Below are 16,204 nucleotides of genomic sequence, written 5' to 3'. Positions count from 1 at the left end.
CTATCGGAATAGTTATATATATGTTCTCTCCCTGAAAAATTATTTGACTGAATTGTAAATAATTCTTTGTTCATCCTCCGGCAACTTCTTCATGAACAGCACTAATCTCAATAGTTCCTTCGCTTCAATCACTTGTAATTGTCCCGGCTTATGTGAACTTTCGTTGAAATTTAGTATCAACTTTCTCAAACGTGCTATTAGTGGAAGTGCTTCTTGCTCGTACTCCGCTATATTGTCATTGTAATTTCTTGTTATCGTAGCAGCGGTAAAGTAACTTTCTAAACTTTCTAGGTAGTTCTTGTCAGCATTGTTTACTAGAGAACGAAGTCGATTTAAATCAGATGGAGAATCTAATGAAAGACATTGAACCGCTGGTACTACTTTTTTCATCATTTGGCTTAATATTGTTTTTGGTCCTAGTTCGATTGTAGTACTCGCTCCAGTACGATTCAGTAATTTCATTGATTCATGCCATCGAACAGGCATTGTCATTTGTTGCTTCAATAATTCAGTAACTTGTAGAGGATTGTCGTATACTTCAGCTGTAACATTGGAAATGACGGGGATTTGGAAGTCTTGAAAGGTATATTTCTTTAACTCTTGTTCTAAATTTATAGCGGCTGTAGCCATCAGAGGACTATGGAATGCACCACTAACTTGCAAAAATGAATACTTCACATTACGTTCTTCCAATTGGTCGATTAGGCGATCCACTGCAATTCTAGAACCTGAAACGACATTCTGGAACTCAGTATTTCGACAGGCGATAACAACTGGTTCAGCTTCTGTCGAATTCTGAAAACATAATATTTCTAGATCAGTTGTATCCATCCCAGAAACGGCAATCATAGCCCCAATACCTGATGTAGCAGCCTGCTGCATGAACTTCCCACGTGCACGAACAAGTTTCACAGCATCAGAAAATGCAAGCGCCTTACTACATACCAAGGCTGAATATTCCCCCAGACTATGTCCAGCAAGCCATCGAGGAAGAACACCAATCTCCTGCATGTAAATATCGTACGAGATGACGCTTAGAGTTAGAATTGCGGGTTGAGCATTCATGGTCTGTGTTAATTCGCTGAGATCTCCTTCAAAGCAGCATTTACGGAGATTCCATCCTAATACTTCTTCAGCCTCTTCAAACCGCTCTCTTGCAAGAGGATACTCCTGCCAGAACTTTTGACCCATTCCAACATACTGAGAGCCTTGTCCTGGAAATAAACAAGCAACATTATCCATATGCAAGCCACCCCATTTCTCTTATCATTTACAACAATGAATATCAATGTTCACACCATAGTAGACTAATAATAGACATACTTATCCAATCTTTCTATTAGGTATTATGTCCCTCCCAAGATATTCCTTGAGTCCGACCAAAGACGTACAGAATATCGCAGGTATCCACTAAAAATTATTAAATATATAAGAATTTGGTATTATCTTAATCTATTTAATATATAAAGACAAGCACTTTTATGTAAATTAGTGTAAAATATTGTTCTTTTTATATTAATCTATCATAAATATGAATCGCAAAAAAGCTGAAAATCAATTATTGATTTTCAGCTTTTTTGAACCTTCTTTTATTCAATTGTCAAGATTTTAGGAGATGTTCTCTGTACCAATTTAGAGGCCATCCATGATCCGAGTCCAGCTGCTAATGCACTTATAGGCACCATCAGTATGATTCCTATCCAATTCATTATTAACGGTATATCTACAATTCCAAAGTCCGATAATACCATATTAAGCAGTTGTGGAAGTGCGAATATTCCAATCAGCGATCCTACCAACCCACCAATTAGTGAAAGTACAAAAATGCCTGAAGTGATAGACATTCTGATATTTCTTGAAGTCATTCCTAACGTTTTATAAATACCGTAGGTTTTACTTTCCTTTTTAATATTTATGCGACTTACACTGTAAATGATAATGAACGTAACCATAATGAACAATATTCCCATGATGGCCAATGGAATTACAAGTATAGTCACGGCTTCAGAGAATACTTCATCTACCAAAGTCTGCTGTGTCGCAGTCCATAATGCGATTCCATATTTTTGATTTAATTCCTTCACGTAGAAGTCTGCTGATTCTCCATCTCTCAAATTTATAAGGAACGAATCCATATCTTTGTAGTTAGGTTGAATCTTCTGAACGGCTTCCGCCTTGATTCTAGCGGAATTCGACCCATTCGCAATCGCCTGATAGATCCCAGTAACATTCAAGGTAATCGGCTGTCCTTGAATATAAATTTCGAGGGAATCACCAATCTCTTTATTTAACTTCTTAGCCACACTTACTCCGATGGCGATTTCATCCCCATTGCTAGGATTCCGTCCTTTTATATTAACAACACCTGTGTCATCATAATTCCCATCTAGTACGGTTAAATAAATTCCGATTGAAGTCTGTTCTTGTTCTAACACATCAGCAGAAATAGGAATAATGCCATTTAATTCTCCAAATCTACTAAAGTTAGCAACTCGTTCATCTGCTTGAAACTCTGTTTGTAATTGTTCAAATGATAGTTTCGAGGGATCATCAATACGCATGGATATATCAGAAGAATCGTAACCCCACTTGGGTATGGTTTGCCCAATTGAAATAATACTGTAAATAAAGATAAACCCGAATACCAGCACTGCAGAAGTCATACCTGAGATGATAATCATCAAAGACGAACCGCGAATGTTCTTGAGAATTCCTCTTAATCCGATGACAAGTGTCACTGGCAGGCGTTCGAAACTAAGAATCATTCTACCCAGAAGGGAAGATTTCCGTGCAGATTTCTTCTCGGACATCCCGTAACGAATGGCTTGTGCTGGCTCAATTTTTCTCGCTTTATTTGAGAATAACCATGCTGCTCCAAGAATGATCAAGATAATTAGAGCACCCATTAACGATGAGAAACCAATAGACAGTACGTTAATATCTGATGTTCCTGTTTTGAGCGAAGAGACTGAACTGTCAATAATAAAATCCGAGAAAAGATAGCTGAGCAATATTCCCGGAATTACTGCAACTACGGCAAGAAATGTATATTGTATCACAAAGACACGAATGATTTTCCTTGATGAGAGACCGACCGACTTTAATATCCCAATCGTTTTATAGTAGGAAATTATTTCATCTGAGATCGTAAAGTAAATCGTGTATAATGCGATAGCAGTCATGATTAATGCAAGAAATATCATGACAAAACCAATAAGTTTATTGGTAATCAAGTAAAAGGATGATAGGCCTTCATACTCCGCTTTTGATTCTAGATAAGGTGATCCCAATCCCTCTTCAAAAGCTCTCCAATAAGTCTGACTTTGGTTATAATCCTCGTATCTCAATCCAAGCATGAACTTGTCTGAGTCATGCATAGCTGAAAGATTCTGCTGGTAATTATTCGAATTCATCCATATACGCGCAGTAGATGTGAAAGGTGCACTGTAAGATATATCTACAACAATTGCCGAAACCTTAAATTCAAGCGAACCTTGTTCCGTCTTAAATCCTATCGTATCCCCTAGCAGAATCCCCTTTGATCTCGCCAGTGTGGTTGGAATCCATACCGTCCCGGATTGCGGTTCAACCGTTTCTTCCCCTTGATCGAATAACAATCGATCGACAGCAGATGGCTGATCTGGCCCATCAATCATAATAACATCGACGTTCGAATAATCCTGTCCTTCGTGAGTAACTCCAGTTACATTTTGATATTTCATAATCTTAGATACTGTAACCCCTTGCTGATTCTCCCACCACTGCTCAACCTTGTAAGGATCATGCAATCCATTTTCAATTTTCAAGATTTGATGCGCTCCGTCCAATTGACTATGTGTTTTCAAATAGACGTCATCAGAATTATTTATTACAGCTACGGCCGTCATCAGCAGTACAGAAGAGAGCAGAATGATCAGAGCGATAAAAAAGTTTTGAACCTTCTTCTTTCTAAGGTTGGAACTGCATAATAACCATACTGGGTACATAGGTTGTTACTCCTTTCCGGAAACGAATAGAAATATCTTATTTTCTCTATCTTTTTGGTTTTCCGGCTTATATTTATCGAGTTCCAAACAACCGCCAATCTCTCCATCACGTATAAGAATGACACGATCTGCACGACAAGCCGCCTTAATATCATGAGTCACCATAACGATCGATTGTCCCTCATTATTAATTTTGGTCAATAAATCTAAAATAACCGTTCCCTGTTCTTGATTCAGTGATCCTGTGGGTTCATCTGCAAATATAACTTCTGGAGAATTAATCAAGGCTCTGGCAATCGCTGCCCTTTGCTGCTGACCTCCAGATACTTGAGATGGTAACCGACTTTGTTGACCATCGATGCTCATTAACTTCATAAGTGACATAGCCTTTTCCTTTACTTCTTTTTTTGGCCTGCCTGCCACAAAACCTGGTAGAGCTATATTCTCATACATCGTGAGATCTGGTACCAAATTAATGGATTGATATACATAACCGATTTTTTCCGATCTCAGCATGGTAATCTTGTCTTCTGAGAATTGATCTATACGCTCTTCTCTGAAATAGACACTGCCGGAACTGACGTCATCTAGTCCGCTTAACATGTATAGCAAGGTTGACTTCCCACACCCTGAACTCCCCATCAGAACTGTAAAATCTCGCTCATAAATATCCAGATTAATATTCTCTGTTGCATGGAATTTTTCTGTTCCAGTTGTATATGTTTTGTACAAGTTCTCAGCTCTCAGGATGACTTTTTTAATTTCACTGGTCTGTAATTGAACTTTCATCTAACTCATCCCCATTCATGATTCATGTTTGTATCTGTTAATATGGAATTGACCATACTTACCATTTGCCTCGATAGATTATTAATAAAGAAGTGACCACCATTTTTTTGAAGGACGTTACATTCGTTATCTGTGTGTTCTTTCCAAGCTAAAGCTTCCGAGTATGAGACTGTTTTATCATATAAGCCTGTAAACACGGTTAGCGGACAATTCAGAATTTTCTCGGGAGGCGAGTATCTATAGCTCTCAAAAAGCTTGTAGTCCCATTTAATAATGGGTGTGAATAAATCCATGAGCTCTTGATTCTCCAATGCTTCACTAGGTATTCCGCCAAGTAGTGAAATTCTTGCTAGAAATTCCGGATCCTTAAGCTGATGAAGATGTTTTGTGTTATTGTGCAGATGTGGAGCTCTGCTTGCGGAAATAAACAGATGTATCGGCTCCAATCCTTTTTTTTGCCTGATTTTATGTGCTAGGCCGTATGCTAACAACCCACCCATGCTATGACCGAACAGACTATAAGGTGCATCATCTAGCCTTGATTCCACAACCTGATAAAGATCGTCAATAGCCTCAGCCATTGTTTCTAACATCGGCTCTGTAAATCGCTTACCCCTACCCCTCAATTCAATGGGGATCAATTTAACATTAGGATGGGCATACTCATTCCATGAATAATATATAGATGAGGACCCTCCTGCATAAGGGATACAAAATAAGGAAATCTGCTTCATTGGCGTTTAACTCCTTATTCTTTAAGATTCATATATTCAATCATATTTATGAACAAATACTATTAACGTTGAACCAATTTTAGATCCCCTGTATCCGAGGTTAAATTTACATTGGGTCCACCTTCACCACTTGAACTTTGCGGGATATCAGCTTCTTGATTGCCATCTTCTGTTACTAACTGGTACTGCAAGCTATTGGGCGATTCTGCTACAGTTACGGTTATATTCCCAGTATCTGTTGTTGCCGCAATATCCGATGTAATACGTTTCAATTGGAGTGCAACATCACCTGTATCTGTAGATATATCAAACTTTCCTTCTTCAACATTGACATTGAGATTCCCCGTATCACTATTTAAACGAAATTCATTAGACACCACATGATTAATTGTTGTGTCGCCAGTATCTGTTTCTATGTCGATTAGATCAAATACATTTTCGGGAACTTGAATGGTCAACTTAATATTGGTGTAGATACTGAAAAACTTCTGCTTCGTTTTTTCTTGGACAGATATAGATACCTCCCCATTATTTCTTTCAATCTGAAGATCATAATCATTTTCCCATCGCTTTGCTGTCTTGCCATGTAACTTCACTTGAATTTCAGTTCCTGAGTAAGTTAAGAATTCAATATCTTCTGTATCTGACTTCACTTGTATATTCCGTACACCAGCGGGATTAACCATTTTTTCAACATTTACTGACACCATATTGAACGGCGATACCCCTATCATGAATAAGATAATGTTCCCAGCTACTGCAACAATAATTAGAATTAACGCTATTTTCAATAAAAGTCCATTCAATCTACTCATCCCCTTTCCAATCTATGAAGGCTAAACTTTAAATAACGTAATACTTGGCGGTAATACCATTGCGTCAATCTGATCAGTCCCAACATCATCATCATTCCAAAGCCAACCAATCCCAATATCCAGAATAGTTCATACATGAAAGTTTGACTTATACCGTCTTGAATTAATAGAATCACAGGTGACGCGATGAATATAATAGAAATAATATACATAATCCCCAACGCTAACAATGTGAGCACAAAAGGTAATAACACAGGAATTATATTGAAGGTTGTTAAAGCAGTTATAGCTAAAACTGCCTTAATCACCTTGTTAAGTGAAGGTGAAACTGTCGCATTTCGAAGCTTTGTCTGTGCGAATATTTCCTTCGATACCATTAATGGGCTACCCAATCGTCGTATTATTTCTCCTTCATCACGTCCCCCATACAAAGCATTAGCGAAATGTTCCTCATAATCTTGAAGAACGACTTGAAGTTCGGATTGTTTTAATGGCTTTAAATGCTGTGCCAACTCTGACATATACGCTTGTTTATTCACCGCGAAGACCCTCCTCAATCATGTCTTGCACACCATCAGCGAATAGACTCCACTGAGCTAACATCTCTTCCATTGATTTCCTACCTTGCTCCGTCAACTTATAATATTTCCGTGGTGGCCCCACACTTGACTGAATTGAGTAGGTTGAGAACATATTCTCCATCGTTAGTCGACGCAGTAGAGGATAGATGGTTCCTTCCGCAATCTCGAATTTCCGTGATATCATTTCTACCAATTCATACCCATAACGATCCTTCTTGGCAGTAAGTACTAGCACACATAGTTCCAGCACACCCTTTTTAAACTGTATATTCACATATACCACCATCTCTTTTTTTCAGTACCTCGCAATATAAGGTACCGGATCAAAAAAAAACCACTTTTCAGTACCTCGCTATACAAGGTACTGTATCAAAAAATCCATTTATTCATAATTATATACATTTGTTGGAATTATAATACTATGTAATACTAATTTTTACAAGGTATTCAAGAAATTTATTTCCAATTTATACATTCAACTAGAAAGTACACATTTATTTTAATTAATGCCAAGGTGTTTATACCTGGGGCTGTCCCATAAGTCATGAAAATGGCTAGGGGCACCCCATTTTTTTTGTAGGAGAAAGTTAGGTGTTCTGAGAGGACGCTCCGCGAACGGACCGTTTCTCAGTCTCCAAATTTCTGGATTGGAACCACTCAGCGGTTGAAATTCGGAGACAGTGTATGCTTTCGGAGTAGCTTTCCTTTGGAAAGCTTTTAGGCGACCGCTATCGCTTTTTACGAAATCGTTCCGTCCTCTACGCTACTTTAAGCGTATTTTTTCAAATTTTCAACCGATAACAACACAAAAAAATCGCTCTTTTTGGTAAAATGGAAGTACCACCAACCATACCAAAGGAGCGATTTTTTTGTACATTCAATATACCATGGACCAGCTAGCTTTTTTCTGCCAATGGATTTGGAAGAAGAGATTCCTCAAAGCCACCTCGTTCGCCTCATTAACACGGCTGTGAATCGACTCGACGATTCTATTTTTGATGCCGCTTATCCCGGTTGTGGCAGGGATAGTTACCACCCAAAAATGCTCACTAAAGTTATCATTTATCCGTACACTCAGCGGCTTTATTCTTCTCGCTTAATTGCCAAAGCCATACGAGAACAAGTTCCGTTCATGTGGTTGGCCGGACGACAACGCCCAGATTTCCGGACTATTAATCGCTTTCGTTCAAAGCGAATGAAAGACGTACTTGAAACGGCATTTACTGCTGTGCTTCAGTTTCTCATCGAAGAAAAGTATGTTACGTTAGAACATTACTTTATGGATGGACTAAGATCGAAGCAAATGCGAATCGCTATACGTTTGTTTGGGGTAAAGCTATCGTCAAGCATAAGGCCAAACTTCAGGAGAAAGTACAGATTCTATTTGCTACCATCGAAGAAACTCAAAAACATGAAGATCAAGAATTCAAAGATCAAGATCTCGCCGAGTTAAGTGGTCAGGATGAACTTACCAGTCAAAAGCTAGAAAAAGCCGTTCAACAACTCGAAAACCGTCTTCTGGAAACGCCGAAAGACAAGCCCTTGAAAAAGGCAGTTCGAGTGCTTCGTAAGGACTTGCTCCCTCGTCTACAAAAGTACGAGAAATATCAGGAAACACTCGGTCAACGCAACAGCTTTAATAAGACGGATCCAGATGTTACATTCATGCGGATGAAAGAGGATCATATGCGGAATGGTCAGTTGAAACCTGGATACAACGTGCAAATCGGGACAGAAAACCAGTTCATTGTGGGGTACAATATCCATCAAAGACCCACGGATACGCGTTGTCTGAAACCGCATTTAGAGAAGATAAAAGCCACATGGGGAGTCGTCCCGAAAACAGTTATCGCTGATGCTGGATATGGTGGAGAAGAAAACTATGCATACCTAAGAGGCAGAAGAAATTCGAGCTGTCGTCTGCTTCGAGGTTTGCAAAAAGTTAGCCTTGAGGTCGGGTGGCTTTCACTTGCCCAAAATCTGTTGAAGCAAGCCACAATGGATTAAAAGCGCCAAATAGTAGGGCAAGGATAACCCACTTGACCTACTATTTTTTGTGCATCAATATTTTTTTGGGAAATCGGCTACCTCTTCAAATGATTTATCCACTTTTGAGACAGCCCCTTTTATAGCACCTTAGGTAACCCCATGTGTTTACGGTTCTTCTTTATTTTAAAGGAGGATAATGAAGATCCTTCTTCATATGGATATCGAAATCAAAACACTAACTACCTTTTGTTCTGCAATCTTTTCCTGGATAACTCAACCTATATGAACTTCATGATCAAAGCATTCACCAATTGCGTTGCAATTGGATGGGTTCCATAACTTTCTTTTAACTTCCATGTTGTTAAAGTAAGACTTCCTTCTGCACTTCTCTGGACTACAAGAGACCCGCCAGCTTGACCAATCCAACCTTGGAAATATCCTGAGACAATCTCGCTTGTGTGGGTAATACTCTCATTGCCGAACATATAGACAATGCGTCCCATCGTTCCACCCAATTTATCATAGTTACTAAATGGCACAATATATTCAGGATAAATCCCTTCCATTTCCCAGCCCATCTCATGATGGAGTGGAATGCCATCGAAATAGGTCGGATCGACGTAATTGAATGAGGAAGTGCGATTCCAACTCTCGCCTCGTACAAGCTCTCGGAACGTAAACTGCCCCTTGTCGGATAACCTATCTCCTTCTTCTGCTAAGAACAATACATGCCCCCCGTTACGGTAATACTCCAATACTGAATCATCTAGGACAGAAGTAATAACGACTTGAGCAGATGTGAAATTTTCAATCACTGTCCATCCATTGGCTTCAAGGGAAGCCTGAAAACATGCATCCATTTTATAAGCGTAGACGGCAACAGAAGGCATAATTTCCTGCGGTGTAATGGTTAATTCCTCTTCGTTCGTTGCCACGGCCTCGCCGTCCATAACCAAAGTTAGTCTTAATGTATGAAATGCCGAAGTAAGAACCCTTGGCGTAGTAAATCGAATACCTTCCGACAGTCGAACATAAGCTTGATTCTCTTCATGAATCGGAATGCTGCCAGACACATCCGTACCCCTAATTTCCCACTTCAATTCACCTTGTAGCGGACGCAGGTCGTCATTACATATGATCACATCCCAAGATTGAGTCTCCCCGCACCAGAGATTACGCTTCAAGCGATCTGCCATAACGATAAGACTTCCGTTGAAATCTCCTGCTCTATCGAAACCGATTTTCATGTTTCTAGTGTAATCTAACCAACCATTTGTTTCCCATTCAACGTCTGTAAATTCAGTAACCACATATCCGTTGATTTGTGGTTGTTTACGCATCTCTTCAATTAATGATTTCACAGCTCGAACCATTCTGCGCTGAGAGTAGAACGACAAATTCTCGAAATCTCCGAAAATTCGATTTAATTGATACTTATCGAAATTCGCTAATGCGGTAAGTGGATTTTTAAAATCTTCTCGATGGGTGTCGTCTCCAAGATTCGCGAACCACGAAGGTTCACCCTTATAGTAATCTATCAATTTCTGAACACTAGGCAGTCCCCATACTCCGAACTCAGATACGATAATTGGCTCACCTTGTGGTTTATAACCGTTAACGTAGTTCTTCTCAGGATTTCCTACCATATATTCTTCTATGTCGGTCTTCCAATCTTCGATTTGTTCCGGCAGTACAAAATAACGATGATGATCGTTAATATCTGTCTTCACATGAACCCAGCCTGAATTATCACAGATCAACCGGGTCGAATCCATTTTTTTAATGTCATCATACATGATCTTCACATGTTCTTGCTTCTCAATATCGTTAGCTAGGTCCCATTCCAATCCCCATTCCTCATTATACAAAGACCATATAAGAATCGATGGATGGTTGAAATCCCGGTTAATCATTCCGCGAAGCTCGCTATAGAATCTTTGCCTGCTCTGTGCTGACCACTTCACTACATTGGGTGGCTCGGCCCATATTAACATGCCCATGCGATCCGCCCAGTAGAGGTAACGAGGAATTTCGATTTTAATATGCTTACGTAGTAGGTTAAATCCCATTTGTTTGGCAAGCTTAATTTCATTTAATATCCACTCGTCTGAAGGCGCAATGTAGATTGTATCCGGGTAAAATGCTTGATCTAGCGCCCCTCGGACATACAAAGGTTGATGATTGAGCAACAACTGACCTTCCTCAAATTCAATCTTCCGCATACCGAAATAGGTGACGAACTCATCGATGATAACGTCGCCATGATTTTCTTTGATGGTAACTGTCATATCATATAAGTGAGGATTATCGGGACACCACCAAATCGCATTCTCAAGAGGTATATGGTGACGAGATTCATTATTCATGATCATGTCTTGGAATACTACAATCTTGTTGTCTGAATCCTCGTGATTTGTAATGGTATACTCAACAATGAGTGGTTCATTGAACTCTCCGGAAATACGTAAATATGTTTCTACTATTTCATCATCAATATTCGGAGAAATATGAACATGTTCAATGAAACAATTAGAACGTTGCTCCAAGAATACCTCCTGCCAGATGCCACTGATTCTCGTATACCAACTTCCTTGTTTGCCAATTGGGATCTCAGCGTTATCCTGAGGATCAAACACCCTCACGGTTAGGCGGTTCATTCCCCCCTGATTTATTACCTGGGTAACATCGAATTCAAATGGTGTAAACCCACCTTCATGTTCACCAATGTAGACCCCATTCAACCATACTCTTGCCTGAAAATCCACAGCTCCAAAACATAAATACAGGTTCATACCGGTGGAAAGTTCTGCCTGAGTGAATTGCTTCTCATACCATCCTGTACCGCAATAGTGCACGTATTCTTCTTCTCTTTGCCATATATGTGGAACTTCAACTTGTCGAGCATCTATTAAACCTTTCACAAACCAAGTATCTCTTTCTCCTTGATCCTTTCGGTCAATCAGGAAATTCCACGACCCATTTAAGCTACAGTTCTCTCTCATACTTTTCCCCCATTTACTTGATACCTGTTGTAGAGATACCCTTAATGATGTGTTTTTGGAATAACAGGAATACGAGCACAGCTGGAATACTCGCAAGAACATTTGAGGCCATTGGTACAGCCAAATCTGTTGCGAAAATACTTTGGAATGTTGGAATTCCTACAGGTAATGTCATCATTGAAGTATCTTGTGCCACCAACAAAGGCCACAATAAGTTATTCCAAGACTGTATGAAAATAAATATACTGACCGCAGCCATAGAGCTGCGAGATAATGGCCATATTAATTTCAACCAAATCGTAAAAATACTTGCGCCGTCTATTTTGGCAGCCTCCAATAATTCATTAGGTAATTGATCTATAAATTGCTTAAGAATTAAGAATGCGAGCGGAAGCATCATCCCTGGCCAAATAAGCGCGTTATAACTATTCGTCCAACCTAGATCGGTTATCATTTCGAATAATGGAACTACAATCGATTCTACAGGTACCATCATCCCTACTAGGATAAGTGCAAATACAAAGGTCTTTCCTTTGAATTGAATTCTGGACACCGCAAATGCTGCCCATGAACTAATCAATACCGTAATACCTGTCTGTACAATACCGACAATAATGCTGTTCAATGTCCATCGCCACATCATAGCTGTTCCATCAGGTTTCAGTACGCTCATGAAACTATCCAGAGAAAACTTCGTTGTAAACAGTTCCCCGACGATCGTTACCGTGGATCCTGGCGCTTTGAAAGCAGCTATGAACATCCACAGCAAAGGTGCGAGCATGATTATGGCAAACGCATATGCAATAATGTAGCCCCAAATTCTTATGTTCATCATTCGTTTTATGTTACTCATGCATGGTTCACCTCTTCTTTATTTCTTCCCCATCAATAGTTTGAACTGAGCCAATGAAATCATGGCAATGATCAAAAATAAAACGAAAGATACGGCTGAAGCATACCCTGTGTCCCATTGCCTAAACGCGATTTGATAAATATAGTGAACTAGTGGGGTTGTGGATGATCCAGGTCCCCCTTTGGTAATGAGCCAGGTTTGGCCAAACAGTTTGAAGGAGGCTATCGTTTGTAGCAGAATCACCAATGCGGTGACACCCTTTAACGAAGGCATGGTGATATACCGAAATTTCGCCCACCTATTGGCCCCATCGATATCTGCTGCTTCATATAAATCATCCGGAATTTCCTGTAATCCTGCGAGAAATAATATCATATTAAATCCTGCCGTCCACCAAAGCGTGGAGATCAAAATGGAGATCCAACCCATACCCCAGCTACCAAACCAGGATATCTCCATGGTCATTCCCATAGAGTTAAGCGTTTCAGCGATCAACCCTGTTCTAGATTGCAGAATAAATACCCAAATGCTACCTACAACGGATACTGAGAGCATGTAAGGCATGAAATAAACCGTTCTGAGCATTGTCGTGCCTCTCAACTTCATATTAACAAGTAACGCCATTCCTAATCCTAAGATGACAATTGAAGGTGTGGAGATGACAATAAAGTACAATGTATTCCATAAGGAGCTCCAGAACTTCTCATCACTCATCATATATTCATAATTGTCCACTCCCACAAAGGTTTTCTCCGCACCTAAAGTACCAGCAAATAAGCTTGATATAAACCCTTTGAGTATCGGATAGATCCAAAATACTAAATAGAGAATCATGAACGGAGCCAAAAAGACTAGGGCTGCTAAATAGTTTTTATAACTTTGGCTTTTGAATTTCAAATTTTCTCACTCCTTCAAATGAAGATATCACGGGATATCACTTAAATACCCCGTAGATATATCATTTGTTTGGTTATCTCGTCATTAATTTTTCTGCATTTTTCTGTGCTGCTGCCAATCCTTCATCTATACTTTGGTGTCCATAATTGATTTCAACAAGCGATTCAAGAACCGTGTCATTTATTGCACCAAGCTTTGGTGTATCTGGCATATATTTTACGACATCCATAACAGCTGCATAACTTGCACGATATGGCATTGCTTTGTAATCTTCCGATGCTAATACGGATGGTTTAGATGGTACATGACCTGCTTTTGCCCACATTGCACCATGTTCTGCTAACCAGTCCGCGAATTTAACGGCAGCGACCTGTTTTTCTTTGTTATCTTGCTTAGGTACAATCAATGTGTGCGAGTCACCCCATGCGGCCGGTTGGTCATATAGTTGAGGAAATGGAGCTGCTGCGAAATCAAGGGATGCTTCACTCTCGAAGTTCCCTGTTGACCATACGCCAGTAAACGTAACTGCTGCTTTAGATGTTTTGAAAAGATCGTAACTATTATCACCGATGTCAGGTAACATCAATTTCTTATTCAACCAAGTCTGAAGCAGTTCCATCGCAACTTTACCCTCAGGTGTATTGATCGTTGGCTGACCATCTTTAAAATAAGTACCTCCTTGTTGTTGAACAAGGGCATACCAGATCCAGTACGTAAAGACATTGTTACTTCCGATAACCATAGGCGATACATCAGCAGGCAACTTCTCTTTAAGAACTTCTAGCATCTTAGTGAAACCTTCTGCGCCTGGATCCATTTTAATACTACCATCGGCGTTTAGAAGCCCTGCATCACCAAGATACTTCTTGTTGTAGTACATGACTACCGCATGCGTATCTAGCGGTATGGCAACATGTTGACCATCGCGAATAACTGACGTCTCTTGATTCTTCCCGTAGGTTGACCAATCAAGGCCAGCTTCTGTCGCTAACGCGTCAAGCGGTTCAACCATCCCTGTTGGAATCAATTCAGCCAAGTGTGACACGTGCGCCACTGCTACATCTGGTGCTGATTTTGCCGCAAGGGAAGATAGAAGCTTCGGATAGTAATTATCCCAATTGTTATTCATGAACTCGACTTGAATTTCTTTCTGCGATTCATTAAATGACTTAACCATATTCTCCATGTATTCTCCATCAGACCCACTAAACGGAACCCAGTATGTTAACTTCACAACCTCGTTCCCTTTTTCACCGCCACCATTGTTAGCGCTTTCATTTTTAGATTTAGAATTATCCCCCGTCGAACAACCACTCAATACTACCGTAATAATCATCAGAACAAGTACAAGTTGAGACATGACTTTTTTCATTCCATAACCCCCTAAAAAGTGATTTGTCTTTTTTCAAAATTAATATAACATGTTTTATTGTTATATATCAATATATTTTTAAATAAAAATCTCGATATTTTAGCTTCAATCTCGCTATTAATGTATTATTTTAACATTAATAACATTTTAATAGGTTATATGGGGTTATATTATAAAAAAAGAGGAACAATCATGTCCGCTCTCTTTTTTTATAGTCTATTTTATTGTAGCAAAGTCTTAATAATGTACATTCATAATGATTCCTTGCCGATAATTACCGAAGTTCGGGCCGAACAAATTGAGACCACCTGCATTGACTGCATCTTTCTTGACTCCGATCCTTAGCGAAACAAACGGTTTTTCGCTAAGATTTAATTCGGCTATGGTGACATCTGACATCTTCACGCCATCAATAAAACTTCCATCTTGATTGATCTTCCAATACTTCAAAAGCCCATATTGCGTGAAATAAATCAACCACCATTCAGGTGTATTGAAGCCTCGCACCCCACCAAAGTCACCAGGAGAAGTCCATGTACCAATCTCGATATCATTAACCCAAACTGTAATATCTGATGGCCAATCCAACTTGTGATACGGTGCTTCAGAACATATTTCTGCGCTGAAGTTTATTTCTGTTGCCGTATTCCCATACGGAATCCGATTCGGATAACGATATTCAACATAACCCATTCGGAAATAGAGCAATTGCGCCTCTCTATGACCGGGCTCGTAAAATGAACGTGGATCGTCTTGCATCCCGATGTAATCCTTATCACTGACCAGTCCACAACTAGGTTCTGCATGGCAATCAACATATTCACCAATCGGCATATCAATCGTAATGACATTCTTTTCTGGTTCTGGTTCCTCTGTAAACAAGTCAATGATAATACGATCGTAATTTTTAGTGTTCACCTTCTGTGTTCCTCGTCCAGGCACTAGTTCAGTAGTAATTAAGTTGACATCTTCCAGCCTTCTTACATTTACGGCTGTCGTAGAAAACGGTAAACCTAACTTTTCTGATAATTCATTGACGTTGTGTGGACCTGTGCCTAATATTTTCAAAATATTCATCCGATGTTCGTTGGAGATTACTTTGCTTATTTCAACTGCTTCATCCATGGTTAACTGTAATATCTTTATGAGAAGCACCCCCGCTTTTATTACAACTATTCTTGTTATA

General features: G+C 39.6%; 12 protein-coding genes and 1 pseudogene. 1 reads left to right on the top strand and 12 read right to left on the bottom strand.

Annotation, left to right across the window (positions count from 1 at the left end; all coding sequences use genetic code 11):
* Window positions 1–39: 39 nt before the first annotated feature.
* From fabD to AC1D69_RS19685, 7 genes are all read right to left on the bottom strand, one after another.
* The gene (fabD, locus tag AC1D69_RS19715; RefSeq protein ID WP_495457851.1) at window positions 40–1,242 is read right to left on the bottom strand and encodes an ACP S-malonyltransferase; all 1,203 of its coding nucleotides are present in this window, start codon (window positions 1,240–1,242) and stop codon (window positions 40–42) included.
* A gap of 347 nt (window positions 1,243–1,589) precedes the next feature.
* On the bottom strand, window positions 1,590–3,986 hold the full coding sequence (locus AC1D69_RS19710; protein ID WP_495457850.1) for an ABC transporter permease: 2,397 nt from the start codon (window positions 3,984–3,986) through the stop codon (window positions 1,590–1,592).
* A gap of 6 nt (window positions 3,987–3,992) precedes the next feature.
* Entirely contained in the window at window positions 3,993–4,775 is a 783-nt protein-coding gene (locus AC1D69_RS19705; protein ID WP_495457849.1) for an ABC transporter ATP-binding protein, read from the bottom strand.
* Between the two features lie 5 nt (window positions 4,776–4,780).
* Complete coding sequence (locus tag AC1D69_RS19700) at window positions 4,781–5,509, bottom strand: thioesterase II family protein (RefSeq protein ID WP_495457848.1); 729 nt, start codon at window positions 5,507–5,509, stop codon at window positions 4,781–4,783.
* Between the two features lie 62 nt (window positions 5,510–5,571).
* Window positions 5,572–6,315 carry a DUF4097 family beta strand repeat-containing protein gene (locus tag AC1D69_RS19695; RefSeq protein WP_495457847.1) on the bottom strand — a complete coding sequence of 248 codons (744 nt, stop codon included), beginning with the start codon at window positions 6,313–6,315 and terminating at the stop codon, window positions 5,572–5,574.
* A 5-nt stretch (window positions 6,316–6,320) separates the two neighbouring features.
* Window positions 6,321–6,863 (bottom strand): DUF1700 domain-containing protein, encoded by a 543-nt coding sequence (locus AC1D69_RS19690; protein WP_495457846.1) that lies wholly within the window; start codon window positions 6,861–6,863, stop codon window positions 6,321–6,323.
* Window positions 6,856–7,179 carry a PadR family transcriptional regulator gene (locus AC1D69_RS19685; protein WP_495457845.1) on the bottom strand — a complete coding sequence of 108 codons (324 nt, stop codon included), beginning with the start codon at window positions 7,177–7,179 and terminating at the stop codon, window positions 6,856–6,858. Before AC1D69_RS19685 ends, AC1D69_RS19690 begins: the two co-directional genes overlap by 8 nt.
* A 595-nt stretch (window positions 7,180–7,774) precedes the next feature.
* Between AC1D69_RS19685 and AC1D69_RS19680 the strand changes: the two are divergent.
* Window positions 7,775–8,847: pseudogene (locus tag AC1D69_RS19680) on the top strand (IS1182 family transposase); the annotation flags it as partial.
* 325 nt (window positions 8,848–9,172) lie between these two features.
* Here AC1D69_RS19680 and AC1D69_RS19675 read toward each other — a convergent pair.
* The 5 genes from AC1D69_RS19675 to AC1D69_RS19655 form a co-directional block, all read right to left on the bottom strand.
* Window positions 9,173–11,896: a glycoside hydrolase family 2 protein gene (locus tag AC1D69_RS19675; protein WP_495457844.1), complete on the bottom strand. Its 2,724-nt coding sequence runs from the start codon at window positions 11,894–11,896 to the stop codon at window positions 9,173–9,175.
* Window positions 11,897–11,909: 13 nt separating this feature from the next.
* A complete protein-coding gene (locus AC1D69_RS19670) occupies window positions 11,910–12,749 on the bottom strand; it encodes a carbohydrate ABC transporter permease (RefSeq protein ID WP_495457843.1) in 840 nt (279 codons plus the stop codon).
* Between the two features lie 18 nt (window positions 12,750–12,767).
* The gene (locus tag AC1D69_RS19665; RefSeq protein WP_495457842.1) at window positions 12,768–13,646 is read right to left on the bottom strand and encodes a carbohydrate ABC transporter permease; all 879 of its coding nucleotides are present in this window, start codon (window positions 13,644–13,646) and stop codon (window positions 12,768–12,770) included.
* Between the two features lie 73 nt (window positions 13,647–13,719).
* The gene (locus AC1D69_RS19660; protein ID WP_495457841.1) at window positions 13,720–15,018 is read right to left on the bottom strand and encodes an ABC transporter substrate-binding protein; all 1,299 of its coding nucleotides are present in this window, start codon (window positions 15,016–15,018) and stop codon (window positions 13,720–13,722) included.
* Between the two features lie 237 nt (window positions 15,019–15,255).
* Complete coding sequence (locus AC1D69_RS19655; protein ID WP_495457840.1) at window positions 15,256–16,143, bottom strand: ArsR/SmtB family transcription factor; 888 nt, start codon at window positions 16,141–16,143, stop codon at window positions 15,256–15,258.
* Window positions 16,144–16,204: the final 61 nt, after the last annotated feature.

This window comes from Paenibacillus sp. Y301 (genome assembly GCF_059445505.1).
The sequence above is the reverse complement of the archived record's forward strand: the minus strand, read 5'-3'. Positions and strand labels throughout refer to the sequence as shown.

What these genes read in the sequence shown, in the direction of transcription:
- fabD (WP_495457851.1), bottom strand. Translation starts at nt 1,242, where the DNA reads ATGGATAATGTTGCTTGTTTATTTCCAGGACAAGGCTCTCAGTATGTT.
- AC1D69_RS19710 (WP_495457850.1), bottom strand. Translation starts at nt 3,986, where the DNA reads ATGTACCCAGTATGGTTATTATGCAGTTCCAACCTTAGAAAGAAGAAG.
- AC1D69_RS19705 (WP_495457849.1), bottom strand. Translation starts at nt 4,775, where the DNA reads ATGAAAGTTCAATTACAGACCAGTGAAATTAAAAAAGTCATCCTGAGA.
- AC1D69_RS19700 (WP_495457848.1), bottom strand. Translation starts at nt 5,509, where the DNA reads ATGAAGCAGATTTCCTTATTTTGTATCCCTTATGCAGGAGGGTCCTCA.
- AC1D69_RS19675 (WP_495457844.1), bottom strand. Translation starts at nt 11,896, where the DNA reads ATGAGAGAGAACTGTAGCTTAAATGGGTCGTGGAATTTCCTGATTGAC.
- AC1D69_RS19670 (WP_495457843.1), bottom strand. Translation starts at nt 12,749, where the DNA reads ATGAGTAACATAAAACGAATGATGAACATAAGAATTTGGGGCTACATT.
- AC1D69_RS19660 (WP_495457841.1), bottom strand. Translation starts at nt 15,018, where the DNA reads ATGAAAAAAGTCATGTCTCAACTTGTACTTGTTCTGATGATTATTACG.
- AC1D69_RS19655 (WP_495457840.1), bottom strand. Translation starts at nt 16,143, where the DNA reads ATGGATGAAGCAGTTGAAATAAGCAAAGTAATCTCCAACGAACATCGG.